The following is a 24,035-nucleotide window of genomic DNA, read 5'->3' as shown; positions in this document are numbered from 1 at the left end:
TCGCGCCCCCGCCCGGCGGCCTGCCCCCACCGCCCGACGGACCGCCGCCACCCGCCGGACCGCTGCCACCACCCGCTCCGGGCCCCCGGGCCCCAGGCGCCCGCGCGGCGGGCGGCAGCCCCCGCGAACGGCCCCGCGCCCGACCGCCGCGCCGGACCGCCCTCCGCACACCCGGATCCGGTCCCGCACCCGAGCCCAAGCCCTGGCTCCTACCGGCTCCGAAGGCCCCGAGCACCCCGAACGCGTCGAAGGCCTCGAACGCCTCGAAGACCCCGCCGATCGCCCCTCGCACCGACATGTTTCCTCCCGCACGCACTCGCCCTGCACCGGTCACCGCCGGCCGCCCCGACTCCGGGAACCGCCGACGCCAGGGAACATACACAGAGCCACTGACAATCCACCCCGAGTAATCGAACACCCGCCTCCGCGGGACTCCTGTGCCTGCCGGGCCGGGCGGGATTGTCAGTGCCGGAGGTTAGGGTCGGGGACCATGCGACTGCTGCATACCTCCGACTGGCATCTCGGCCGTTCCTTCCACCGGGAGAGCCTGCACGACGCCCAGCGCGCCTTCCTGGACCACCTCGTGGACGTGGTCCGGGCCGAGCGCGTGGACGCCGTGCTGGTCGCCGGGGACGTGTACGACCGGGCGCTGCCGGGCCTGGACGCGGTCGAGCTGTTCGACGACGTGCTGCACCGCCTGGCCGGGCTGGGCGTGCCGACGGTGTTCATCAGCGGCAACCACGACTCGGCCCGCCGACTCGGCGTCGGCGCCGGACTGATCGGCCGGGCCGGCATCCACCTGCGCACCGACCCGGGCGAGTGCGCCGTCCCCGTGCTGCTGGCGGACGAGCACGGGCCGGTCGCGGTCTACGGCCTGCCCTACCTGGAGCCGACGCTGGTGCGCGAGCGCTTCGGCCTGGCGCGCGGCGGGCACGCGGCGGTGCTCGGCGCGGCCATGGACGAGGTCCGGGCCGATCTCGCGGCCCGCCCGGCCGGCACCCGCGCGGTGGTGCTGGCGCACGCCTTCGTCACCGGCGGCGCGCCGAGCGACAGCGAGCGGGACATCGCGGTCGGCGGAGTCGCCTCCGTCCCCGCGTCGGTGTTCGACGGCGTGCACTACGCCGCCCTCGGCCACCTGCACGGCTGCCAGACCCTCGCGCCGCACCTGCGCTACAGCGGCTCCCCGCTCGCCTACTCCTTCTCCGAGGTCAACCAGCGCAAGAGCATGTGGCTGGTCGACCTCGCGGCCGACGGCTCGGTCACCGCCGAGCGCGTCGACTGCCCGCAGCCGCGCCCGCTGGCCACCCTGCGCGACACGCTCGACGCGCTGCTCACCGACGAGCGGTACGCGCCGTACGAGCAGTCCTGGGTGCAGGCGACGCTCACCGACGCGGCCCGCCCGAGCGAGCCGATGGAGCGGCTGCGCCGGCGCTTCCCGCACACCCTCCAGCTGCTGTTCGACCCGGCGGAGGCCGCGGCGGAGCCCACCCGCTCCTATGCGGCCCGGGTCAGCGGGCGGGCCGACCTGGAGATCGCCGAGGGCTTCCTGCGGCACGTGCGCCCCGGCGCGGAGCCGGAGCCGGACGAACTCGGCTGGCTGCGGGCCGGGTTCGAGAGCGTCCGGGAGACCACCGACCGGAAGGCGGACCAGCCCCGATGAGACTGCACCGGCTCACCGTCACCGCCTTCGGCCCGTTCGCGGGCAGCGAGACGGTCGACTTCGACGCGCTCGCCGCCGGCGGCCTGTTCCTGCTGCGCGGGGCCACCGGCGCGGGCAAGAGCAGCGTGCTGGACGCGGTCTGCTTCGCCCTCTACGGCGAGACGCCCAACAGCCGCAAGGCCAACCGGCTGCGCAGCGACCACGCCGACCCGCACCGGCTGACCGAGGTCCGGCTGGAGGTGACGCTCGGCGGGCGCCGGCTGCAGATCACCCGACTGCCGGAGCAGCGGCGGCCGAAGAAGGTCGGCACCGGCACGACCGTGGAGCGCCCGCAGACACTGCTGCGCGAGTGGGCCGCCGACGCGGGGGACGGCACGCCCGGCTGGCGGGCGGTCAGCAAGTCGCACCAGGAGGCCGGGGAGGAGGTCCACCGGCTGATCGGGATGAGCCGCGAGCAGTTCTGCCAGGTGGTGCTGCTGCCGCAGGGCGACTTCGCGCGGTTCCTCAAGGCCGACTCGGAGGAGCGTGCCGCGCTGCTGCGGCGGCTGTTCGACACCGGGCGGTTCCAGCACGTCGAGGCGTGGCTGGCGGAGCAGCGGCGCGCCCAGGAGGCCGCCGTGCAGGCCGGGCGGCGGCGACTGCGCGACCTCGCCAGCAAGGCGGAACAGGCGGCCGGCCCCGCCGCCGAACCGGCCGAGGGCTGGGTGCCGGCCGAGGACGACGACGCCGGGCTGACCGCCGGGGTGCTCGGCTGGGCGGCGGTCCTGCGCGGTGACGCGGCCGAACGGCTGACGGTCGCGGAGGCCGCGCTGGCGGGCGCCGAGGCGGCGCAGCGGACGGCGCAGGGCGCCCGCGAGGCGGCCGAGGAGCTGGCCGCCCGACAGCGCCGCCACCGGGAGGCGCTGCGCCAGGCCGAGCGGCTCGCGGAGTTCGAGCCCGCCCTGGAGCGGGACCGGCAGCGGCTGGCCGCCGCGCAGGCGGCCGTCGGGGTCGAGGCGGCGCTGCGGCTGCGCGAGGCCGCGGTCGACGCCCACCGGCGCGCGCGGGAGACGGAGCGGCAGCACCGCGAGGCGCTGGCGCGCACCGGCGGCGAGGGTCCGGAGCTGGCCGGGGCCGGGGTCGACGCCCTGACCGAGACCGAGCTGCGCCTGCGGGCCGAGCTGGTCCGGCTGGAGGCGGCCCGGGACGACGAGCGGCGCTGCGCCGAACTCGCCCGCGAGCAGCGGTCGGCGGCCGCCGACCGGCAGCGCGCCGAGGAGCTGGCCGAGGAGGCCGAGGACTGGCTCTCCGAGTACGAGGAGCGGCTGGGCGGGCTCCGGGAGGAGCAGTCCGGGGCCCGCGAGGCGGCCGCGCGGGTCGAGCAGCTGGACGGGCGGCGCGCGGAGTCGACCGGTCGGCTGGCGGCCGCGCGGGAGCGCGACGGCCTGCGGGCCGAGATCGCGGCCGCCGAGCCGGGCGTGCACGCGCTGCGCACCGCCGCGCTGGACGCCCGCGAGCACGGTCAGGACCTGCGGGAGCGCCGGCTCGCGGGCATGGCCGCCGAGCTGGCCGAGCGGCTGCGCGCGGGCGAGGCCTGCCGGGTCTGCGGTTCGTCCGAGCACCCGGCGCCGGCCGAGGCCGTCGGCGGCCGGGTGAGCGCGGCCGACGAGGAGCGGGCCCGCCGGGCCCAGGCCGCCGCCGAGCAGGCCGCGGCCACGGCCGAGCAGGCCCTCACCTCGCTGCGGGTCCGGGCGGCGGCCGCCGCCGGTGCGGCCGGGCCGGACGGCGCCGACGTCCCGGTCGAGGTGCTCGCCCGGGCGCTCGCCGAGTTGGCGGCCGAGCACCGCGAGGCGCTGCGCGCGGCGGAGGCGCTCGGCCGGGTCGAGCAGGAGATCGAGCGGCTGTCGCAGGACCAGACCCGTCGGCTCGCCGAGCTGCGCGAGGCGCGCGAACGCGGCGCCGTCCTCACCGACCGGTTGCAGGCCCTCGACGTCGAGCAGCTTGAGCTGACCGGGCGGGTCGCCGCCGCCCGGGGCGAGGCCGCCTCCGTCGCGGACCGGGCGACGGTGCTGGAGCGGCTGGTCGAGCGGGTCGCCGCGGTGTCGGCCGCCGCGCGGGCGGGCGCGCAGACCCTGGCCCGCGCGACCGACGCCGAGGACGAGCTGGCCAAGGCGGCGGCCGCGGCGGGCTTCCCCAGCGCCGCGGAGGCGCTGGCCGTCCTGCTCCCCCGCCCGGAGCGTGAGCGGCTGGAGGCCCGGCTGGAGCGGCACCGGGCGGAGTTCGCCGCCGTCCGCCGCGAGCTCGCGCTGCCCGAACTGGCCGAGGCCGCGGCCCGTCCGGCCGCCGACCTCGCCGCCGCCTCCGCCGCGCTCGCCGCCGCCACCGACCGGCTGGGCCGGGCGCACGCCGACCGGGCCGCCGCCGCCGAGCGGTGCGGGGCGCTGGCGGCGATCGGTCGGCAGCTGGGCGCGCTCGCCGCCGAACTGGGCCCCGCCCTGGCCGGGTACGGGCGGATCAACCGGCTCGCCGCCCTGGCCGCCGGCACGTCCACCGAGAACCGGCTCCGGATGCGCCTGGAGTCGTACGTCCTGGCGGCCCGGCTGGAGCAGGTCGCGGCGGCGGCCAGCGACCGGCTGGTCCGGATGTCCGGCGGCCGCTACACCCTGGTGCACAGCGACGACCGGGGTACCGGCAACAAGCGCTCGGGTCTGGCGCTGCGGGTCGTCGACGCCTGGACGGGCACCGAGCGGGACACCGCGACGCTCTCCGGCGGCGAGAGCTTCTTCGCCTCCCTCGCCCTCGCGCTCGGCCTGGCCGACGTGGTCACCGACGAGGCCGGCGGCATGCCGCTGGACACCCTCTTCATCGACGAGGGCTTCGGCACCCTCGACGAGCAGTCCCTGGAAGAGGTGATGGACGTGCTGGACGGCCTGCGGGAGCGCGACCGGGCGGTCGGCATCGTCAGCCACGTCGCCGACCTGCGCAGCCGCATCCCCGCCCAGCTACTGGTCCACAAGGGCCGGCGCGGCTCGACCCTGGCCCTGGCCGGACGGGAGGACGCCTAAGGAGTGGTGTCTCAGGACCTCGGTCACGCGAAGTCCTCGAAGGTGAGCTGCTGCGAGATGTCGCGGCGAGGGCGTCAGCCCAGGTTGTGGACCGGTGGCACGCGCCGTTGTCGGTGAGGCAGCGCCGGATCGGTTGCCGGCGCCGGGACGGGTGCGTTTGTGCCGCGTCACCGGGAGCCCTGCGGTCTCAGGGCTCCCGCATGAGCGGCTGTGCGTGGCGTCAGCGGGCGAACTTTTCGATGGCCGCCGGGGTCACGGGGGTGAAGAAGTTGACGAGGTTGCCGTCGGGGTCACGGAACAACAGCGACCGGTTGCCCCAGGGCATCGTGGTGGGCTCGGTGACGAAGTCGGTGACGAAGCCGGTCAGGTTCTGGTGAACGCGGTCCACGTCGTCGACGAGGAACTCGGTGATCACGCTGTGGTTGTCCGCCGGGCGGGCGGAGCCCGGAGCGAACAGCGGGACCGTACGCGTGCCGGCGATCGCGAGAGTGGCGCCCGCAGTCCTGAGTTCGGCGAAGTCTTCGGTGAACCACGTCGCCCGCGCCCCGGTGGCTCGCTCGTAGAACTCGACGAGGCGCGCTACGTCGCCGGTGATGATGCGGATCGAGACGAAGTCCATGGGAATCTCCTTGGCTGTGCTGGTGGCGTGCACGTCGCAGGCTAGGAGAGATAGTGGACAGAATCGGTCCGGTATTCGCACTAGGCTGCGGACATGTCTCGACCCACCGGCCGCGTGCTGACACTCCTGGAGCTGTTGCAGTCGGGCGGCACCCGGACGGTGGCCGAACTCGCCGACCGGCTCGGCGTCGAAGGGCGCACCGTGCGCCGGTACGTGGACCAGCTGATCGACCTCGACGTGCCCGTGGAATCGGTGCGCGGCCGCTACGGCGGGTACCGGCTCGCCCCCGGGTACCGCGTGCCGCCGCTCATGTTCAGCGACGACGAGGCGCTGGCCGTCCTGCTCGGCCTGGTCGCCGGCCGCCGGGCAGGGCTGACGACGGCGGAGCGCACGGCGAACGAGACGGCATCGGCGAAGATCCGGCGGGTGCTGCCCAAGCACATCGCCCGCCGGCTCGACACACTCCTGGAAGCTCTCGCGTTCACGGATCAGCCCGGCGAGTTCGACACGCCGGACGCCGGGGTCCTGCTCACGATCGCCGATGCGGTGCGCCACCGCCGACCGGTCTCGATCCGCTACACCGACCGCGACGGACGGCGCAGCGAACGCACCCTGCACGCGTACGGGATCGTCGCCCATTCGGGCCGGTGGTACGTCACGGGCAAGGACGCCCGGATCGGCGAGGACCGAACCTTCCGGCTCGATCGCATCGAGGACGCGAGGGCCCTGCCCGGCTCGTTCGAAACGCCCGAGGGTCCCGGTCCGGCACAGCGCGTGTTGTCAGGATTCGCCACGGCCGAGTACCGGCATGAGGTGACCTTGCGGATCCACGGGACAGTTGAGCAGATCCGCGCCCACCTTCCCCTCAGTGTCGCGAACGTGGAGGAGCACGAGTCCGCGGCCGGCGAGGACCGCGCGACCGAGCGCTGGCTGCGCGTCGAGCTACGGGCGGAGCAACTCGACTGGTTGCCTCCGGTACTCGCCTCACTCAACCGGCCGTTCGTCATCGAGCGCCCCGATGAACTCCGCGACCTCGTCCTCGCGCTCGCCGATCGCCTCACGTCCTACGCCGCCGAGCCTGACCTCGAGGAGCCGCCTTCATGAGATGGCACACCTTGGACAGGAGCTGAGCCAGAGGGAGGACCTGACCGGGAGGACCTGACCCTGGAGGACCTGATCCACCCGGAGAGCGCCTGGCCGAGCTGAGGGGATCTCAGCCCGAGCAGGCGATGCGCTGGGCCTGCTGCCAGGCGCAGACGGGGCACAGCGTCGTGCCCGGGTGGTCGGCGGGCAGCTCGGTCGGCTCGCCGCACAGCACGCAGTCGGCCCGCGGCCCGGTCGCCGCCGGGTCGTGCGCCAGTGCGGCCTCGGCCCCGCCGTCGTGGGCCAGCTCGCAGACCGTCGTGCCCTCGTCAGACTCCGTCACGCCGTCGCCGCTCATGCCGCCTTCCTACTCCGTGCCAGGGCCCGGCCGCAAGGCGGCCGCAGCGGGGGTGCCGGTGCGGGCGGGACCGCGGGCGGGACCGGCCTCGTCGATCATGACGGCCACCCCGTCGAGGAGCGGGCGCAACCCGAACGCGAACAGCGCGTCCAGGTCCATGTCGTAGCCGTCGCGCAGACCGGCGGTGACCCGGGCGAACACCGGGTGCCGGGTGGTCCCGACGAGCGCCGCGAGGGCGGGTGCCCGGCGGTCCATCCACTCCTGCTCGGTCAGTCCCGTCCTGGCCTCGGCCTGCGTCTCCCGCTCCAGATGAACAGCGATGCCCTGGACGTAGCTGTAGAGCAGCACGTGCAGATCGAGCATGGTCACCGGGTCGAGCCCGTGGCCGTCGAGCGCGGCGAGCGCCCACTCGGCGTGGTCCAGCAGGGCGGGCACCATCAGCGGGCGGGTGAGCGCGCCGACCTGGGCGAGCCAGGGGTGCCGGCGGTAGGTCCGCCACAGCGTGTGCGCACCGAGTTCGAGCCTGGCCCGCCACTGCTCCGGTGAGCGGCCCCCCGCCGGCTCGGCCGGATAGCCCTCCTCGCCGAAGGCCGCGTCCGCCATCAGCAGCACCAGCTCCTCCTTGCCGGCGACGTACCGGTAGGGGGACATCGCGGCGACGCCGAGCCGGGCGGCGACGCTGCGCATGGAGAGCCCGGCCAGCCCCTCGCCGTCGGCGATCTCGACGGCGGCCCGGACGATCCGGTCCCGGGTCAGCTCGGCGGCGGCGGGGTCGGTGGGCGCAGCGGTGGCGGGTACCGCCGGCCCGGCTGGTCCGACCGGTCCCGGCGGGACTGCGCCGGGCGCCCGACGGCGGGGCGCCGCCCGGGGCGGCGTCGCTGCGGGCGTCACCGCGGACGTCACCCGGGTGGCCACCACGGTGCCCACCCGAGGCCGGGCCTCGACCAGCCCCTCCAGCCGCAGCGTGGCGAGCACCTTGGTGGCCGTGGCGAGCGCGACCTTCCACTCCCGGGCGATCTGCCGCGTCGAGGGCACCCGTTCCCCGGGGGCGAGCGAGCCGTCGGCGATGCGCCGCGCGAGCTCGTCGGCGATGCGGCGGTACGGCGGATCGGGCTGGGGGTTCGAGGCCATGCTGCCGGCTCCCTCGCGTCCTTCGGAGAATTTTTACGGCCGTAATTCTGTACTAGCTCAGACCCTATCAGCGCCGACCCGCCCGAAGCGCCCGCTGTACTAGTTCACGACCTCTGCAACAGCACTTTTCAAGGCTGCGCGTACACCGTACATTCAGGGCGCGTACGGCGTACGGACACAGCTGTCACCCACCCACGAAGGAGCATCCGATGCGGACCGTCCTCATCTCCGGCGGCGGAATCGCGGGCTGCGCGCTCGCGTACCAACTGGGCCGGCGCGGCTTCACCCCGACGGTGGTGGAGCTCGCGCCCGGTCCGCGCGGCGGCGGCCAGGCCGTCGACGTCCGGGGGGTGGCCCTCGACGTGGTCGAGCGGATGGGCCTGCTGGAGCAGGTCCGCGCGCACCGGACCCGGATGCGCGGGATGTCCGTGCTGGACGGCGACGGCCGGGAGGTCCACCGCTCCACCGAGAGCACGATCAGCGGTGGACGGCTGGACAACGGCGACGTCGAGCTGCCGCGCGACGACCTGCTCCGGCTGCTGTACGAACGGGCGGCCACCGAGGCCGAGTTCGTGTTCGGGGACGCCGTGACCGGGCTCGACCAGGACGAACACGGCGTCCGGGCCACCTTCGAACGCGGCGCCCCCCGGCGCTTCGACCTCGTCGTCGGGGCCGACGGCCTGCACTCGGCGGTGCGACGCCTCGTGTTCGGGCCCGAGGAGCGCTTCGTCCACCACCTCGGCATGCACCTGGCGATCTTCAGCGCGGACAACTTCCTGGCCTTGGAGGACTGGCAGGTGTGGCTGCGCGACGGCGACGCCGGCTACGGCGTCTACCCGGTGCGCGGCAACACCGAGCTGCGGATCAACCTCGGCTTCGCGGGCGGTTCGCTCAACGCCGACCAGCGCGACCCCGAGGCGCAGCGGCGACTCGTCGCCGACCGGATCGCCACCCTGCGCTGGGAGACCCCGAGGATGCTGAAGGCCCTGCACGAGGCCCCCGACCTCTACGTCGACTCGATGGCGCAGATCCACCTGGACCGCTGGTCGCACGGCCGGGCCGTACTCCTCGGGGACGCCGGCTACTGCGCCTCCCCACTGTCGGGCCAGGGCACCAGCCTGGCCCTGGTCGGCGCCCACGTCCTCGCCGACGCCCTCGCCGACGCCCGTGGCCATGGCCATGGCCGCGCCGGCTCCGGTGGCGATCACCGGGCCGCCTTCGCCGCCTACGAGCGGCGGCTGCGCCCGTTCGTCGCGCTCAACCAGGCGCTGGCGACGGAGAATCCGGGTGGACCGGCCGCCGAGGCCTCGGTCGAGCGCGCCAAGAACGCGATCTCGCTCGACGCCTGAACCGATCGGGGCGGCGCGCAGCTACGCGAGGCCCGCGCCCACCCAGGACCGGACGGGCCGCCCGGGCCCGCCGCCGGGCCGACCCGTAGGCCCGGCTACCGTGGCGGCATGCGTCCCGACCTCCACCAGCGCCTGCTCGCCGCCCGTGCCACCACCCCCTCCTACCCCGAGGTGGGTGCCACCCGGGGCGGCCGACTGCCCGAGGGCTACGCACACCTGCGGCGGCGGGTGCACCTCGGGCGGGGACCGGAGGTGCTGGAGCGGGCCGGGCGGTACGTCCTGGGCTGGGGCAGCCAGTTGGGCACCGGCTTCGCCGTCCACCCGTACGCCCCGGCCGAGGAGGGCGCGACGGTGCTGCTGCGACTGAGCCTGCCCGGCAGTCGGTGGCCGCGGCTGGTGATCCCGTGCCGGGTGGTGTGGACGGTCGACGAGCCTGACCGGATCGGTTTCGCGTACGGGACGCTGCCCGGGCATCCGGAGTGCGGCGAGGAGGCGTTCCTGGTCTCGATGGACGCCGACGGCGAGGTGTGGTTCGAGGTGGTCGCGTTCTCCCGGCTGGCCGCCTGGTACGCGCGCCTGGGCCGTCCGGTCGCCGCGCTCTGCCAGTACCTGGCGATCGAGCGCTACCTCGCCGCGGTGGCCGCCGCCGTTGCCGGCCCCGCCGCGGGGTGAGCCCTGACTGAGCCCGGGTGGTCCCGGACGAGAAGTCCGGTCGGTGAGCCAGTGAGTCGGTGAGTCGGTGAGCCAGTGAGTCATTGAGCCAATGGGTCAGCCAGCCGGTCAGCCGAGGAAGGACAGCCGGACGGTGCGGCGCGGGTTGTCCCCGTTGGTGTCCACGAGGACCACGGACTGCCAGACGCCGAGCGCCAGTTGGCCGCCGATCACGGGCAGGGTGGCGTGCGGGGCGACCAGGCCGGGCACCACGTGGTCCCGCCCGTGGCCGGGGCTGCCGTGCCGGTGGCGCCAGCGGTCGTCGGCGGGGAGCAGGTCGCGCAGCGTGGCGAGGAGGTCGTCGTCGCTGCCGGATCCGGTCTCCAGGACGGCGATGCCGGCGGTGGCGTGCGGGACGAAGACGTTGAGCAGGCCGTCGCGCCCGGCCGCCTTCTCGTTGAGGAACTCGGCGCAGCGGTCGGTGATGTCGAGCGCGACCTCGCGACTGCCGGTGGTGATCTCAAGGGTGGTGGTCTGGAAGGGGCTGATGGGGGTGGAGTGGATGTTGTCCGCCATGGCGCCATCCTGACCCACCCCGACGGGCCGGGCGCACCGCCTCGCCGACTCCGCTTGCCAGGGAGGCAATCTGGCATAGGCTTGCAGGTTCAGACCACTGGGGCAGCCACAGTCACGGCCACAGCCAAAGTCACGGCCCCCGTCCTGGACTCGAGCCCAGGCCCGGACCCAGCCCCCGGATACGCCGAAGACCCGACGGTCCGTGTGGTCCGCCGGGTCGGGTCGCGGTGCGCGGGGCAGGCCGGAGGCCCTAGCCGCGTCCGCCGAAGAGGCTTCGCCGCAGCCGACGCAGTGGCGCCAGCAGCGAGACCCGTGCGTGGCGACGCCGGGCCGCCGGGGCGCCGGCGCCGCGCGGCGTCAGCTCCCTTATCAGCCCGAGCGCCTCGGCGGTGTCCACCGCCGAGAGTGCGGGCGCGCCGAGCACGGCCAGGTGTCGGTCGATCCGGCGGCCGGTCGCGCCGACACCGCACTGGATCGCCGGCACGCGGGGCCGAGTCCGCACTTGCATGTGTTCCATCAGTTTTCCCACCCCTACGAGGCGCCAGGGCCGTGAGGCGAAGACTATCCGTGACGGACGGCCTTCGCGCAACCGTCCTGGTGTTGTGCCACCGTACCGTGCGGCGTCAACTGACGATGCACCAGGGGCCACCCGGTCGATCACGACTAGGCATCAATGATGGTGCACGACCGGCCGTCCGTCAGGAGGGTTCGGAGGTGCGGACCCGGCGCCCGGATGCGGCCTCCACGCCCCGTACACGCCGGGCGCACGGGATCACCTCAGGGACCGCTCCGCAGCAGCCTCGGCGGCAGCCGTGGAGGGGGCCATAGAAGAAAGGGGACGACCCGGTGGAGACCCACGTCACTCGGAGCCCCGCGATCTTTCGGGAAGTGAACGCGAAAGAGGGATTGACTCGGGAGTAAGCTCCAAGCACTATCTCTTCAACACGGCTGGGCCCGCTCGTCGCCCGGCCGCGTGTTCGAGTGGTGAAGAACTCCGGCTCCCCCGAGCCACTGCCCGGCCGCCTCGACGCTGCGGCGGCCAGGCTCGGGCGGGTGCCCGGACCGGCGGCCGGCCGTAGAGGGTCGGCCGGGCCGCCACCAGGCTGCCGGTGCCGCCCCGCACGGGGCCCGGCACCGGCGGCTCCGGCCCCGCACCGGCCGACGATCCACCCTCGCTCCCGCATCGGGCCGGCATTCCGGCCCCGCACCGGCCACCCGCCGACGGCCCCACCCGCGGCCACCCCCGACGGCCCCACCCGCGGCCCGGGCCCACGGCCCCGCCCGTACCCGGCAGCCCGCCCGCACCGGCGGCACCCGGGCCATCGGTAGACTCGGCCAGCGTGTCCCTCCTCCTCAGCATCGTGCTCCCGGTCCACGGCGTGGAGCGGTACCTGCCGCGCTGCCTCGACTCGATCCTCGGCGACACCCCCGCCACGGAGTCCCGCTTCGAGGTGATCGCCGTCGACGACCGCTCCCCCGACGGCTGCGGCGCGATCCTGGACGAGTACGCGGCCCGCGACCCCCGGCTGCGGGTGCTCCACCTCACCGAGAACCAGGGCCTCGGCGGCGCCCGCGCCGCCGCCCTGCCGCAGGTGCGCGGCGAGTACGTCTGGTTCGTGGACAGCGACGACTGGCTGCCCGAGCGGACCGTCGGCGTGATCCTCGACGAGCTGACGCAGGAACGCCGCCGCGAGACGCCCGCCGACGTCCTGCTCACCGACTTCACGCACGTCTACCCCGACGGCGGCAGCGAGCCCAACCCGTGGCGCCACGTGCTGCTGGGCTCCCCGCTCGTCGAGGGCTGCACGCTGGCCGAGCACCCGGCGCTGTTCCAGACCGTGATGTCGGTGTGGAACAAGGTGTTCCGCCGCGCCTTCCTGGAGGGCCTCGGCGTCACCTTCGGGCGCGGCTACTACGAGGACATCTCGGTCACCTACCCGGCGCTGCTGGCCGCCGAGCGGCTGCGCTACCTCGACCGCCCCTGCTACTTCTACCGGCGCGGCCGCGACGGCGCGATCACCGCCACCGCCTCCCCCAAGCACGCCGACGTGTTCGCCCAGTACGACGCGATCTTCGCCTTCCTGGACCGCCCGGACCGCCCCGGCCGGCCCGTCCCGGACGCGCTGCGCACCCTGGTCTTCGACCGGACCGTCCGGCAGGCGCTCAACGTGTACGACACCCCCGGGCTCGTCCCGGTCGACCGGCGCAAGGACTTCTTCCGCCGGATCGCCCAGCACTTCGCCCGGCACCGCCCGGCCGACTACCGCTTCCCCGGCGGCGTGCGCGGGGTGCAGTACCGGCTGGCCGCGCGGGGCGCGCGCGTCGCGTACGCGGAGCTGCGGCGCACCGGGCGGCTTCCGCGCGACCTCAAGCGCGGGGCGCGGGCGGTGGCTCCGGCGGTGAAGAAGGGCGTGCGCAGCAGCGCCCGGTTCACCGCGTACAACGCCTTCCGGCGGCTGCCGCTGGACGAGCACCTGGCGGTCTACGCGGCGTACTGGCACCGGGGTTACGCGTGCAGCCCGGCCGCGATCTACGAGAAGGCGAAGGAACTCGCCCCGCAGATCCGGGGCGTGTGGGTGGTGGAGAACCGCAAGCAGGCCGCCACCATGCCGCCCGGGGTCCCGTACGTGATCGTCAACACCCCCGCCTACCTCAAGGCGATGGCGACCGCCAAGTACTTCGTCAACAACGTCAACTTCCCGCGCACGATGGCGAAGCGGCCCGGCACGGTGCACGTCCAGACCCAGCACGGCACACCGCTCAAGGCGATGGGCATGGACCTGCGCGAGCGCCCCGAGGCGGCGGCCGGGATGGACTTCGACCGGCTCCAGGAGGCCATCGACCGCTGGGACTTCCTGGTCTCCTCCAACCCGCACACCAGCGAGCACTTCGCCCGCGCCTTCCCCGGCCGGTACGAGATGCTGGACACCGGCTACCCGCGCAACGACCGGCTCGCCAACGCCACCCCGACCGAGGTGCGCGCCATGCGCGAGCGGCTCGGGCTGCGCCCGGGCACCACCGCGGTGCTGTACGCGCCGACCCACCGGGGCGACGGGCGCGGATACGTGGCGCTGCTGGACGTGGCGGAGCTGGCCCGGCGGCTCGGCCCCGGCTTCACCCTGCTGGTGCGCACGCACTACTTCCACACCGGCGGGCCGGGCGACCTGACGGCGGGCGAGGACGCCGCCGAGATCGTGGACGTCTCGGCGCACCCGACCGTGGAGGACCTGTACCTCGCGGCGGACGCGCTGGTGACGGACTACTCCTCGATGATGTTCGACTACGCGGTGCTGGACCGGCCGGTGGTGGTCTTCGCCCCGGACTGGGAGGAGTACCAGCGCGAACGCGGGGTCTACTTCGACCTGTTCGCCGAGCCGCCGGGCGCGGTCACGGTGGACGCGGAGGGGCTGGCGAAGGCGCTGCTGGCGGGCGATCCGGAGCCGGCGGCGCGGGCGCGGTTCCGGGCGCGGTTCTGCGTCTGGGACGACGGCGGGGCGGCGGAGCGGGTGGTGCGCCGGGTGTTCCCGGTGCGGGACTGACGCCGGGGCGGCGCAACGGGCCCTCAGAGCCCGTCCGGACGGGGCCGGGACCGCCGGTGCGGCGGCCGGCCCCGTCCGGCGCGCGGGCTCAGCGGCGGCGGGCGGCCAGGAACTCCGCGAAGGTCAGCACACCGTCGTGGTCGGTGTCCATGGTGTGGATCAGCGCCTCGGCCATCGATATGGTCACGTCGTGGTCGCCCATCTCGTTGGCGACCAGCGCGTACTCAGCCGCGGTGATCTTGCCGTCGCCGTCCTTGTCGAACCGGTCGAACATGGCCTTGATGTCCTCGGTGCTCTCCATGCTTTCCCTCCTGGTACTGCGGGTTGTGCGCTGTTCGGACGGCCGTACCCTACCCGGCCGTGGTGCGCGCCACGGTGGCCGGGAGTGGACGGGCGCGGGGGTGGGTGTCGTAGTCTGCGGATCTGATTGCGGGCCCGGGCACCTCCCGGGCGGTCGTTCGTCCAGGGAGGGAACATGCTCGATCTCGTCACCAGGCTGGTGCTGAAACCCGTCTCGCGCGGTATCTGGCGGCCGGTCATCGAAGGTGCCGAGAACGTGCCGCGCAAGGGTGGGGTCATCCTGGCCAGCAACCACCTCTCGTTCATCGACAGCGTGGTGATCCCGCTGACCGCGCCGCGCCGGGTGCACTTCCTGGCCAAGGCCGAGTACTGGACCGCCCCCGGGCTCCGGGGCAAGGTCTCCAAGGGCTTCTTCGAGGCGATCGGCGCGGTGCCGGTCGAGCGCGGCACCTACCGTTCCGCTCAGGCCTCGCTGGAGTCGGCGCTCGAGATCCTGGAGGACGGCAAGGCGTTCGGCATCTACCCCGAGGGCACCCGGTCGCTGGACGGCCGGCTCTACCGGGGCAAGACCGGCGTCGCCTGGCTGGCGCTCACCGCGGGCGTACCAGTGGTGCCGGTGGCGCTCGAGGGGCCGGAGCAGATCCTGCCGGTGGGCAAGCGGGTGCCGCGGGTCAAGAAGGTGACGGTGCGCTTCGGCGAGCCGCTGCACTTCGACGAGCTGCACGGGCAGGCCCGTTCGCTGAAGGCCCGTCGGCAGGTGACCGACGAGGTGATGGCGGCGATCCAGCGGCTGTCCGGCCAGGAGGTCGTGGGGAGCTACAACGAGGTGCCGAAGGCGGCGTAGGGCTTCGCTGCCCTGGTTGACCCGCTGCCGCCGACCCGCCGTCCTGGTCGACCCGCTGCCGTGGTCGACCCGCTGCCGTGGTCGACCCGCCGTCCTCGGTCACACGTGCCCGAGGACGGCGGCCGCCTCCGGCGCCTCCCGGCGCAGCAGCGCCGCGTACCGGCCGTTCAGCTCCACCAGGTCGTCGTGGGTGCCGAGCTCGACGACCTCGCCGTGGTCCAGGACCGCGATCTGGTCGGCGGCGCGGACGGTGGAGAGCCGGTGCGCGATGGTGATGGTGGTGCGGTCGGCCGCGAGGGTGTCGACGGCCTGCTGGACGGCGCGTTCGGTGCGGTTGTCGAGCGCGCTGGTGGCCTCGTCGAGGATGAGCACCGGCGGGTTGCGCAGGATCGTGCGGGCGAGGGCGAGGCGCTGCTTCTCGCCGCCGGAGAAGCGGTAGCCGCGTTCGCCGACCAGGGTGTCGTAGCCGTCCGGCAGCGCGGCGATGGTGTCGTGGATCTGCGCGGCCCGGGCGGCCGCGACCAGTTCGTCGTCGGTGGCCCCGGGCTTGGCGAAGCGCAGGTTCTCGGCGACCGAGGCGTGGAAGAGGTAGGTCTCCTGGGAGACCACGCCGACCGCGCGGGCGAGGGTGTCGAAGGAGAGCTCGCGCACGTCCACGCCGTCGATGGTGACCCGGCCACCGGTGACGTCGTAGAGCCGGGGCACCAGGTAGCTGAGCGTCGTCTTGCCGGAGCCGGTCTCGCCGACCACGGCCAGCGAACTCCCGGCCGGGACCTTGAGTTCGACGCCGGACAGGGTCGGGCGCTCCTGCTCCGGGTCGTAGCGGAAGTCGACGCCCTCGAACCGGACCTCGCCGCGGATCCCGGTGAGGTTGACCGGCCGGGGCTGCTCGGCGATCTCCACCGGCAGGTCGAGGTACTCGAAGATCCGCTGGAAGAGCGCGAGCGAGGTCTGTACCTGCACCCCGGTGGAGAGCAGGCTGACGGTCGGGCGGAACAGGCCCTGCTGGAGCGAGACGAAGGCGACCAGGGTGCCGACCGAGACGATCGGCGCGCCGTCGGCGGCGGCCAGCCCGGCGGCCCAGTAGATCACCGCCGGCATCGCCGCCATCACGATCTGGATGGTGTTCATCCGCCAGCGCCCGGCCATGCTGGCCCGCACTTCGAGGTCGGCGAGCTGGTCGGACTGCTCGGTGAACTCCCGGGCCAGCGAGTCGGAGCGGCCCATCGTGCGGCCGAGCAGGATGCCGCTGACCGAGAGCGACTCCTGGACCGCCGAGCTCATCGCGGCCAACTGCTTCTGCCGCTCGGTGGTGATCTTCTTGCGCTCACTGCCGACCCGGCGGCTGATCCAGACGAACAGCGGGAGCAGCAGCAGCGAGACGACGGTGAGCCGCCAGTCCAGGGCGACCATGGCGACCACGGAGGCGATCACGGCGGTGAAGTTGGAGACCAGGCTGGTGGCGGTGGAGGTCACCGTGGACTGCATGCCGCCGATGTCGTTGGCGATCCGCGACTGCACCTCGCCGGTGCGGGTGCGGGTGAAGAAGGCCAGCGACATCCGCTGGAGGTGGCCGTAGACGGCGGTGCGCAGGTCGTGCATGACGCGCTGGCCGACGGTGGTGGAGATCAGCGTCTGGAGGACGTTGAAGATGCTGTTCACCACGGCGGCGGCGACCATGCCGAGGGCGAGCACGCTCAGCAGCCCGGTCCGGCCCTGCGGGATGGCGGTGTCCAGCACGGCCTTCAGCAGGAACGGCGAGACGACGGACACCACGGCGGAGGCGGCGACCAGCAGGCCGACCACGGTGAGGCGGCCCGTGTACGGGCGGAACAGCGCCAGGATGCGCCGCCACTGGGCCGGCGGGCGGGGCTCGCCCTCGGCGCGCGCGGGCGGGGTCCAGTCGATGGCGTCGGGCCTCAAGGGCGGGCCTCCCAGGGTCGGACGGTCGGGTGGCCGCCAGCATAGCGAGAAAAGCTCATAGTTAGACAAGCTAATAGTGAGATACGCTCTATTCCCGCGGGTGGGGAGCGACTCCCGCCCTGCGAGGACCCGACCGACCGCCCGACCCTTCCGCTGCGTCCGACCCCCTTTTGCTCCGTCCGCCCCTTTCGCTCAGTCCGCCCGGTACGTGCGGGCCGCCTTGGAGGAAAGACCGCCGAGCTTGCCGGACGGCAGCAGACGGGCGACCGCGACCGCGATCTTGTAGCGCTTACCCGGGACGGACAACGAGCGGCCGCGGGCCAGGTCGCGCATCGCCTCGTCCACCACCCGCTCAGCCGAGAGCCAGGACCAGGCCGGGATGTTGCCGGTGCCCATGCCGGCCCGCTCGTGGAACTCGGTCCGGGTGAAGCCCGGGCACAGCGCCATCATCCGCACCCCGGTGCCGCCGAGGTCGCGCAGCACGCCCTGGGTGAAGCTCACCACCCACGCCTTGCTCGCGCCGTACGTGCCGCGCGGCAGGAACGCCGCCACCGAGGCCACGTTGACGATCGCGCCCCGGCGGCGCTCGCGCATCCCCGGCAGCGCGGCCGTCGTCAGCCGCAGGATCGCCTCGACGTGCACCTTCAGCATGTCCAGCTCGTCCTGGAGCGGGACGGTCAGGAACGCGCCCTTGTTGCCGAAGCCCGCGTTGTTGACGAGCAGGTCCACCGGGCGGGCGGAGTCGGCGAGCCGGGCCTCGACGGCACCGATGCCCTCCTCGGTCGCGAGGTCGGCGGTCAGCACCTCCGCCTCCACTCCGTACTTCGCGCTCAGGTCGGCGGCGGCGCGCTCCAGGCGCTCGGTGTCACGGGCCACCAGGACGAGCCGGTAGCCGCTGCGGGCGAGCCGGCGGGCGAACGCGGCTCCGATGCCGGCGGTCGCGCCGGTGATCAAGGCTGTGGTCATGCCCCTGACGGTACCGACTCGCCGCAGCCGCGCCCACACCGAGTGCAACCTCCCTGCTCACGCAACGTGTACGCCGAGGCCGTCGAGCGCGTGGCGGCGCGGATGCTCGGAGCTCCCGGGTGCCCGGTCAGGCCGCGACGGCCTTGGCGCGGTCGGCAGCGATGTGCACGGCGAGGCCGCCGAGAACGGTGCCCATGGCGTAGCGCTGGATCCGCAGCCAGCCGGGGCGGCGGTTGAGGAAGGACGCGATGCTGCCCGCGCTCATCGCGATCAGACCGTTGAAGGTCACCGCCACGGCGATCTGGGTCAGGCCCAGCACCAGACTCTGCACGGCGAGGTGACCGCGCTCCGGCGCCACGAACTGGGGCAGCAGGGAGATGTACATGATCGCGATCTTGGGGTTGAGCAGGCAGGTCAGGAACCCCATCGCGAACAGGCGGCGCGGCGGGTCCGGCGGCAGCTGCTGCGGGGCGAAGACCGCCGCACCGCCCGGCTTCACGGCCTTCCAGGCCAGCCAGAGCAGGTACCCGGCGCCAGCCAGCTTGATCGCGGTGTAGAGGACGGGCACCACCGAGAACACGGCCGCGACGCCCGCCGTGACCGCGGCGAGGTAGACCAGGAAGCCGACCGCGACGCCGATCAGGGACACCAGCCCGGCGCGGCGGCCCTGGGCGATCGAGCGCGAGACCAGGTAGATCATGTTGGGCCCCGGCGTCAGCACCATGCCCAGCGCCACGGCGGCGATTCCGAGCACGGCGTGCGGGTCCACGGCGGATATGAGCACGTCCATGCGAGGAGGCTAGGCCGTGTGACGATCTCGATGCAATGATGACTTTGCGCTCGGTGCAATTTAGGGCCCGCCTGGCCCGGGCGGCCGGAGCCCTGCCCGACCGGGCCCGCGGGATGCCCGCCGAACCGCCGAGCCGCCGACCGTACGGGGGGACACCGATGGACGACTACCGCCTGATCGCCGACGAGATCGCCGCCGCCATCACCGACGGGCAACTACGACCGGGCCAGCAACTGCCCACCCAGCGCGCCTTCGCCCGCAGCCGGGGCATCGCGCCCTCAACAGCGGGGCGTGTCTACCGGGAACTGGTCCGGCGCGGGCTCACCAGCGGCGAGGTCGGGCGCGGCACCTTCGTCCGGGCCGCCGCCGGCCCCGGCACGGGCGGCGGCCCGCACGTGCCACTGACCGAGCCCACCGGGGCGCCGGTCGACCTGGAGCTCAACTATCCGGTGGTGCCCGAACAGTCCGCGCTGCTGGCCGGCGGACTCGCCCCGCTGCTGCGGGCCGACGCACTGGGCGCCGCGCTGCGGCCGGTCGGGGCCGCCGGGACGGACGCGGCACGGCAGGCCTTCGCGGCGCTGGCGTCCGACGGCTCCGCCGGGTGGGACGTGGCCGCCGAGGACGTGCTGTTCGCCGGGAACGGGCGCCAGGCCCTCGGGGCGGCGCTCGCCGCCCTGGTGCCGCCCGGGCGCCGGCTGGGGGTCGAGGCGCTCACCTACCCGGTGGTCAAGGCCCTCGCGCAGCGCCTGGGCATCACGCTCGTCCCGCTGGCGGTGGACGAGTCGGGCGTGCTGCCCGACGCCCTCGCCCACGCCCAGCGCAGCGCGCCGCTGCACGCCGTCTACCTCCAGCCGCGGCTGCAGAACCCGCTCGGCGGCAGCCTGCCGTTCGAGCGGACGGCGGCCCTGGCGCAGGAGCTGCGCCGCCTGGACCTGCCGGCCGTCGAGGACGCGATCTGGTCCTTCCTGCGCCCCGGGCTCACCCCGCTGGCGGCCCTGGCACCGGAGCGCACCGTCCTGGTCGACAGCCTCTCCAAGCGGCTCGCCCCCGGGCTGACCACCGGATTCGCGGTGGCCCCCGCGCCGCTGCGCGACCGGGTGGCCGCGGCGCTGCGCTCGGGCGGCTGGGCGCCGGGCGGTTTCGCGCTGGAGGCCGCCGTGCGCTGGATCGGGGACGGCACGGTCGCCGCCGTGGCGACCGCCAAGCGTGCCGACGCGACGGCGCGCCAGCTGCTGGCCCGCGAAATCCTGACGGGGCAGCGGGTGCGGGCCGACCCGTGTTCGTACTACCTGTGGTGGGAGTTGCCGTCGCCCTGGCGGGCGGAGACCTTCGTCGCCGCCGCGGCGCGCGCCAGCATCGCCGTCACGCCGGCGGCGGCGTTCGCCGTCGACCCGCGCCGCTCCCCCTCCGCCGTCCGGGTCGGACTGGCCTCGCCGTCGATGGCCGTGCTGGGTCGGGCGCTGGAGACGCTCATGGGGATCGCGGGGGGTGAGCCGGAGGTGGTGCTGGGGTGACAGATGACAGCAAACAGATAACAGATTTCGAAATCTGTTATCTGTTCGCTGTCGATTGTCAGCTGCTACCTGTCAGCGGTCGACTGTCAGGCGTTCGCCCCGCTCCCGCTCCCGGTACCGCGCACCGCCGTGTCGGCGGCTCCGCCGGCGCCGACGGCACGCAGACGGGAGGCCGCGGTGGCGGCGAGCTGGGGGGCGATCCGGGCCACGTCGCGGGAACCCACGGCCGCGATCAGGCTCGGCAGGATCCAGCGGACCGGCTGCATGCCGCGCAGCCAGGCCTGGGCGTAGACGTGCGCGGAGCGACGGGCGATGCCGGCGACGATCCGGTCGACCGCCGGCTCCAGCGGGTACGTCTTGTTGGCCGGCCACGGCAGCCTGGTGCGCATCTGCCGGAGCACGGTGTCCTCGTCCGCCCCGCGCACCATGTCGGTGTCGGTCCAACTCAGGTACCCGACACCCACCTTGACGCCCTGGTACGCGACCTCGGCGCGGAGCGAGTGGGCGAACGCCTCCACTCCGGACTTGCTGGCGCAGTACGCGCTCATCAGCGGCGCGGGCGTCAGTGCCGCGAGCGAGGCGATCTGGAGCAGATACCCGCGGCTCTCGGTGAGCGCAGGCAGGAAGGCCCGCGCGGTGGCGACACTGCCGAGCAGGTTGACCTCGATGACCCGGCTGAACGCCCGGTGATCGCTGTCCGTCAGCGGACCGCCGATGGCGATCCCGGCGTTGGCGACGACGGTGTCGATCCGGCCGTAGTGGTCCTTGATCCGGCGGGCGGCGTCGGTGAGCGCGTCGAGGTCGGTGACGTCGACCTCCCAGCTGGTCGCGCCGGCGCCGCACTGCGCCGCGACGGCCTTGAGCTCCTCCGGTTCCAGCCCCAGCAGGGCGACCTTGGCCCCGCGCCCGGAAAGCTTGCGGGCGAGCGACGCACCGACCCCGCGCGCGGCCCCGGTGATGACGACGACCTGTGCGGACAACGGTGGAATGGCGTTCATGCGACGGCGGTCCTCTCGTCAGCGGGGGCGGGGACGGGTACGGGAGCGAGGGCGGGGGCGGGCGCGTCGGACAGGTACGCGACGGCCATCCGGTGGATCTCGGCGGCGACCTCGGCGGGCCGCTCCAACGGCGACATGTGACCGACCCCGGGCAGCATCAACAGTCCCTGGGGGTCGGCCAGTTCGGCGACGATGCGGTGCGCGTGGACCGGCGGGGTCAGCCGGTCGGCGGTACCGACGACGACGGAGGTGGGCGCGGCGAGCCGGGCGAGCCCGGCGTGGACGTCCAGCCGGTCGAGAACACCGGCCCAGTGCGCGCGGACGGCCGTCGGACAGGCGTGCACGATCCGGGCCGTCGCCTCGACCTGCCCCGCCGGCGAACTCGGCCCCATGGTGGCGTACTTGAGCGCGACACGGGTGACCGGCGAGACCGGACCGAGCGGCAACCGGGAGCGCAGCAGCCGCCGGTGCAGGAAGCGGCGCAGGCCCGGGGCCCGCACCGCGTCCGGCAGGACGGCGAGTTCGGCGACCAGCTCACCCGGACCGGTGGAGATCAGCACGGCGGCGGCGGTTCGTTCGGCGACCTCGGGGCGGCCGCCGGCGGCCATGATGGTCATCCCACCCATGCTGTGACCGGCCAGGACGGCCCGCTCCCCCGCCGGGACGGTCCGGGCGAGCACGGCGGACAGGTCCTCGGCGAGCGCCCGGGTGGAGTACCGGGCGCGGCTCGGTGGGATCTCGCTCCGTCCGTGGCCGCGCTGGTCGTAGGCCACCACCCGGTAGCGGTCGGCGAGTTCGCGGATCACCGGCGCCCAGAAGGGGGTTGAGCAGGTCCAGCCGTGCGAGAGGACCACGGTCGGCGCGCCGGGCTGACCGTGGATCTCGACGTGCAGCCGGACCCCGTCGGCCGAGCGGACGCTCAACTCCTCGACGGGCGTGGGCTGGACGTAGTCGGCGGGCAGATGGCGGCTCACCCGGAAACCTCCTCGGCGGTCGGGGTGGCGGCCCCGGCGTCGGCCCGGGCCGACGGGGCACGCATGATCAGCTCGTACTCGCCGAGGTCGACCTTGCGGGTCGCGCGACGGAACGCGCTGGTGGAACCGGGCCAGAGCACGGTGTTCCGGCCGCTCGGGTCCAGGTACCAGCTGCGGCAGCCGCCGGTGGTCCAGACGGTGCGGTCCATCCGGTGCTGGAGTTCGAGGTTCCACTGGCGCTGGGCGCGGACGGTCGGCTGCATCGCGGTGGCGCCGATCGAGCCGAGCGTGGTGAGCGCGTCGATCACGTAGTTGAGCTGGGACTCGATCATCAGGATCATCGAGCTGTTGCCGAGGCCGGTGTTGGGGCCGATGACGAAGAACAGGTTCGGGAAGCCGTGCACGGTCGAGCCGCGCAGCGCCTCCATGCCGTCCTTCCACTCCTCGGCCAGGCTGGTGCCGTTGGCGCCGAACACCCGGGAGCCGATGGGCATGTCGGTGACGTGGAAGCCGGTGCCGAAGACGATGGCGTCGACCTCGTGCTCGCTGCCGTCGGCGGCGACCAGGGTGGAGCCGCGCAGTTCGCGCAGGCCGGCGGAGACGACCTCGGTGTTGGCCGCGGCCAGGGCCGGGTAGTACGTGTTGCTGAGCAGGATGCGCTTGCAGCCGATCCGGTAGTCCGGGGTGAGCCTGGCGCGCAGGGCCGGGTCAGCGACGCCCTGGGCGAGGTGGCGTTCGGCGAGTCGCTGCACCACACGCAGCAGCCCGGGGCGGCGGACGAAGGCGTCGACCTGGATCTCGCGCAGCGCGAACAGCGTGCCGCGGCGGATCTTCCCGGTGATCGGGAGCCGGTCGTGCAGCCACTTCTCGAGCTGGCTGATCTCGCGGTCGCGGCGCGGCAGCACCCAGGCCGGGGTTCGCTGAAAGACCGTCAACTTGCTGGCCTGCGGCTGGATCGACGGAATGATCTGGGCGGCGGAGGCGCCGGTGCCGACCATCGCGACGCGCTTGCCGGTCAGGTCGTAGTCGTGGTCCCAGCGGGAGGAGTGGAACACCTTGCCGGGGAAGGTGTTCAGCCCGGGCAGGTCGGGGATCTGCGGGTCGGCGAGCGGTCCGGCGGCGGAGACGATGGCGTCGGCGGTCCACTGCCCGGCCGAGGTGGTGATCCGCCAGCGGGTCTGCTCACTCTCCCAACGTGCTTCCAGAACCTCGGTGTTGAAGCGCAGGTGCGGGCGGAGGCCGAAGACGGTGGCGACCTTCTCCAGGTAGGCACGGATGTCCGGCTGGCCGGAGAAGCTGCGCGGCCACTCGGGGTTGGGCGCGAAGGAGAAGGAGTAGAGGTGCGAGGGCACGTCGCAGGCACAACCGGGGTAGCTGTTGTCGCGCCAGGTGCCGCCGACCGAGTCCGCGCGCTCCAGGACGACGAAGTCGGTGATCCCGGCCCGGCGCAGCCGGACCGCGGCCCCGAGGCCACCGAAACCGGAGCCGATCACCGCCACCCGGACGTGCGGGACGGCCCGGTCCGCCACGGACCCGTCGGCTTCGTCCGTCGCTGCGGTCGCGTCGGCCACGACGGCCACGGCAGACGCGTCGGTCGCTGCGGACCCGCCGGTCGCACGGGCCTCGCCGGGTGCGCCCGGTGCGCCGGACGTGCCGGAGCGGGGGCGCTTGCTGCTGGATGCCATGCGGCCTCCTCCTGGGGATGGGGCGGGGGTC

At 74.1% G+C, this 24,035-nt stretch carries 20 protein-coding genes; 8 read left to right on the top strand and 12 right to left on the bottom strand.

Annotated features, from left to right (window positions below; genetic code table 11):
• The first annotated feature begins 490 nt into the window (after nucleotides 1-490).
• Together ABTY15_RS09315 and ABTY15_RS09310 are read left to right on the top strand one after the other, a co-directional pair.
• Nucleotides 491-1,660: an exonuclease SbcCD subunit D gene (locus tag ABTY15_RS09315; RefSeq protein WP_350578665.1), complete on the top strand. Its 1,170-nt coding sequence runs from the start codon at nucleotides 491-493 to the stop codon at nucleotides 1,658-1,660.
• Nucleotides 1,657-4,704: an AAA family ATPase gene (locus tag ABTY15_RS09310; protein WP_350578662.1), complete on the top strand. Its 3,048-nt coding sequence runs from the start codon at nucleotides 1,657-1,659 to the stop codon at nucleotides 4,702-4,704. Before ABTY15_RS09315 ends, ABTY15_RS09310 begins: the two co-directional genes overlap by 4 nt.
• 220 nt (nucleotides 4,705-4,924) lie before the next feature.
• Here ABTY15_RS09310 and ABTY15_RS09305 read toward each other — a convergent pair whose 3' ends face one another.
• Nucleotides 4,925-5,323, bottom strand: a complete 399-nt coding sequence (locus ABTY15_RS09305) for a VOC family protein (RefSeq protein WP_350578733.1) — start codon at nucleotides 5,321-5,323, stop codon at nucleotides 4,925-4,927.
• 93 nt (nucleotides 5,324-5,416) lie between these two features.
• Here ABTY15_RS09305 and ABTY15_RS09300 point away from each other — a divergent pair, with 93 nt between their 5' ends.
• Nucleotides 5,417-6,427, top strand: a complete 1,011-nt coding sequence (locus tag ABTY15_RS09300; protein WP_350578659.1) for a helix-turn-helix transcriptional regulator — start codon at nucleotides 5,417-5,419, stop codon at nucleotides 6,425-6,427.
• Nucleotides 6,428-6,536: 109 nt separating this feature from the next.
• Here ABTY15_RS09300 and ABTY15_RS09295 read toward each other — a convergent pair whose 3' ends face one another.
• Both ABTY15_RS09295 and ABTY15_RS09290 read right to left on the bottom strand, forming a co-directional pair.
• On the bottom strand, nucleotides 6,537-6,764 hold the full coding sequence (locus ABTY15_RS09295) for a hypothetical protein (RefSeq protein WP_350578656.1): 228 nt from the start codon (nucleotides 6,762-6,764) through the stop codon (nucleotides 6,537-6,539).
• A 9-nt stretch (nucleotides 6,765-6,773) separates the two neighbouring features.
• Nucleotides 6,774-7,895, bottom strand: a complete 1,122-nt coding sequence (locus ABTY15_RS09290; protein ID WP_350578653.1) for a TetR/AcrR family transcriptional regulator C-terminal domain-containing protein — start codon at nucleotides 7,893-7,895, stop codon at nucleotides 6,774-6,776.
• Nucleotides 7,896-8,104: 209 nt separating this feature from the next.
• On the opposite strand from ABTY15_RS09290, the gene ABTY15_RS09285 reads away from it, so the two are divergent.
• Nucleotides 8,105-9,244, top strand: coding sequence for an FAD-dependent monooxygenase (locus tag ABTY15_RS09285; RefSeq protein WP_350578650.1), 1,140 nt, complete (start codon nucleotides 8,105-8,107; stop codon nucleotides 9,242-9,244).
• A gap of 108 nt (nucleotides 9,245-9,352) precedes the next feature.
• A complete protein-coding gene (locus ABTY15_RS09280) occupies nucleotides 9,353-9,916 on the top strand; it encodes a DUF1990 domain-containing protein (protein WP_350578647.1) in 564 nt (187 codons plus the stop codon).
• Between the two features lie 108 nt (nucleotides 9,917-10,024).
• Here the strand turns inward: ABTY15_RS09280 and ABTY15_RS09275 are convergent, their stop codons facing one another.
• Together ABTY15_RS09275 and ABTY15_RS09270 are read right to left on the bottom strand one after the other, a co-directional pair.
• On the bottom strand, nucleotides 10,025-10,471 hold the full coding sequence (locus ABTY15_RS09275; RefSeq protein WP_350578644.1) for a YjbQ family protein: 447 nt from the start codon (nucleotides 10,469-10,471) through the stop codon (nucleotides 10,025-10,027).
• Nucleotides 10,472-10,721: 250 nt separating this feature from the next.
• A complete protein-coding gene (locus ABTY15_RS09270; protein WP_350578641.1) occupies nucleotides 10,722-10,988 on the bottom strand; it encodes a hypothetical protein in 267 nt (88 codons plus the stop codon).
• 823 nt (nucleotides 10,989-11,811) lie between these two features.
• Between ABTY15_RS09270 and ABTY15_RS09265 the strand changes: the two genes are divergently transcribed.
• Nucleotides 11,812-14,010 (top strand): bifunctional glycosyltransferase/CDP-glycerol:glycerophosphate glycerophosphotransferase, encoded by a 2,199-nt coding sequence (locus ABTY15_RS09265; RefSeq protein WP_350578638.1) that lies wholly within the window; start codon nucleotides 11,812-11,814, stop codon nucleotides 14,008-14,010.
• A gap of 88 nt (nucleotides 14,011-14,098) precedes the next feature.
• On the opposite strand, the gene ABTY15_RS09260 is transcribed toward ABTY15_RS09265, so the two are convergent.
• The gene (locus tag ABTY15_RS09260; RefSeq protein WP_350578635.1) at nucleotides 14,099-14,311 is read right to left on the bottom strand and encodes an EF-hand domain-containing protein; all 213 of its coding nucleotides are present in this window, start codon (nucleotides 14,309-14,311) and stop codon (nucleotides 14,099-14,101) included.
• A gap of 174 nt (nucleotides 14,312-14,485) precedes the next feature.
• Here ABTY15_RS09260 and ABTY15_RS09255 point away from each other — a divergent pair, with 174 nt between their 5' ends.
• On the top strand, nucleotides 14,486-15,154 hold the full coding sequence (locus ABTY15_RS09255) for a lysophospholipid acyltransferase family protein (protein ID WP_350578632.1): 669 nt from the start codon (nucleotides 14,486-14,488) through the stop codon (nucleotides 15,152-15,154).
• Nucleotides 15,155-15,253: 99 nt separating this feature from the next.
• Here ABTY15_RS09255 and ABTY15_RS09250 read toward each other — a convergent pair whose 3' ends face one another.
• From ABTY15_RS09250 to ABTY15_RS09240, 3 genes are all read right to left on the bottom strand, one after another.
• Nucleotides 15,254-17,077, bottom strand: a complete 1,824-nt coding sequence (locus ABTY15_RS09250) for an ABC transporter ATP-binding protein (RefSeq protein ID WP_350578629.1) — start codon at nucleotides 17,075-17,077, stop codon at nucleotides 15,254-15,256.
• Nucleotides 17,078-17,269: 192 nt separating this feature from the next.
• Entirely contained in the window at nucleotides 17,270-18,043 is a 774-nt protein-coding gene (locus tag ABTY15_RS09245; RefSeq protein WP_350578626.1) for an SDR family NAD(P)-dependent oxidoreductase, read from the bottom strand.
• Nucleotides 18,044-18,170: 127 nt separating this feature from the next.
• Complete coding sequence (locus ABTY15_RS09240; protein WP_350578623.1) at nucleotides 18,171-18,833, bottom strand: LysE family translocator; 663 nt, start codon at nucleotides 18,831-18,833, stop codon at nucleotides 18,171-18,173.
• 158 nt (nucleotides 18,834-18,991) lie between these two features.
• On the opposite strand from ABTY15_RS09240, the gene ABTY15_RS09235 reads away from it, so the two are divergent.
• Nucleotides 18,992-20,347: an aminotransferase-like domain-containing protein gene (locus tag ABTY15_RS09235; RefSeq protein WP_350578620.1), complete on the top strand. Its 1,356-nt coding sequence runs from the start codon at nucleotides 18,992-18,994 to the stop codon at nucleotides 20,345-20,347.
• Nucleotides 20,348-20,433: 86 nt separating this feature from the next.
• Here ABTY15_RS09235 and ABTY15_RS09230 read toward each other — a convergent pair whose 3' ends face one another.
• The 3 genes from ABTY15_RS09230 to ABTY15_RS09220 are packed head-to-tail and all read right to left on the bottom strand — an operon-like array spanning nucleotide 20,434 to nucleotide 24,004.
• Nucleotides 20,434-21,345: an SDR family oxidoreductase gene (locus ABTY15_RS09230; RefSeq protein ID WP_350578617.1), complete on the bottom strand. Its 912-nt coding sequence runs from the start codon at nucleotides 21,343-21,345 to the stop codon at nucleotides 20,434-20,436.
• Entirely contained in the window at nucleotides 21,342-22,319 is a 978-nt protein-coding gene (locus ABTY15_RS09225) for an alpha/beta fold hydrolase (protein ID WP_350578614.1), read from the bottom strand. Before ABTY15_RS09225 ends, ABTY15_RS09230 begins: the two co-directional genes overlap by 4 nt.
• Entirely contained in the window at nucleotides 22,316-24,004 is a 1,689-nt protein-coding gene (locus ABTY15_RS09220; RefSeq protein ID WP_350578611.1) for a flavin-containing monooxygenase, read from the bottom strand. Before ABTY15_RS09220 ends, ABTY15_RS09225 begins: the two co-directional genes overlap by 4 nt.
• Between the last annotated feature and the right edge of the window lie 31 nt (nucleotides 24,005-24,035).

The organism is Kitasatospora sp. NPDC097643 (assembly GCF_040302625.1).
In the GTDB taxonomy this organism is placed as follows: domain Bacteria; phylum Actinomycetota; class Actinomycetes; order Streptomycetales; family Streptomycetaceae; genus Kitasatospora.
The sequence above is the reverse complement of the archived record's forward strand: the minus strand, read 5'-3'. Positions and strand labels throughout refer to the sequence as shown.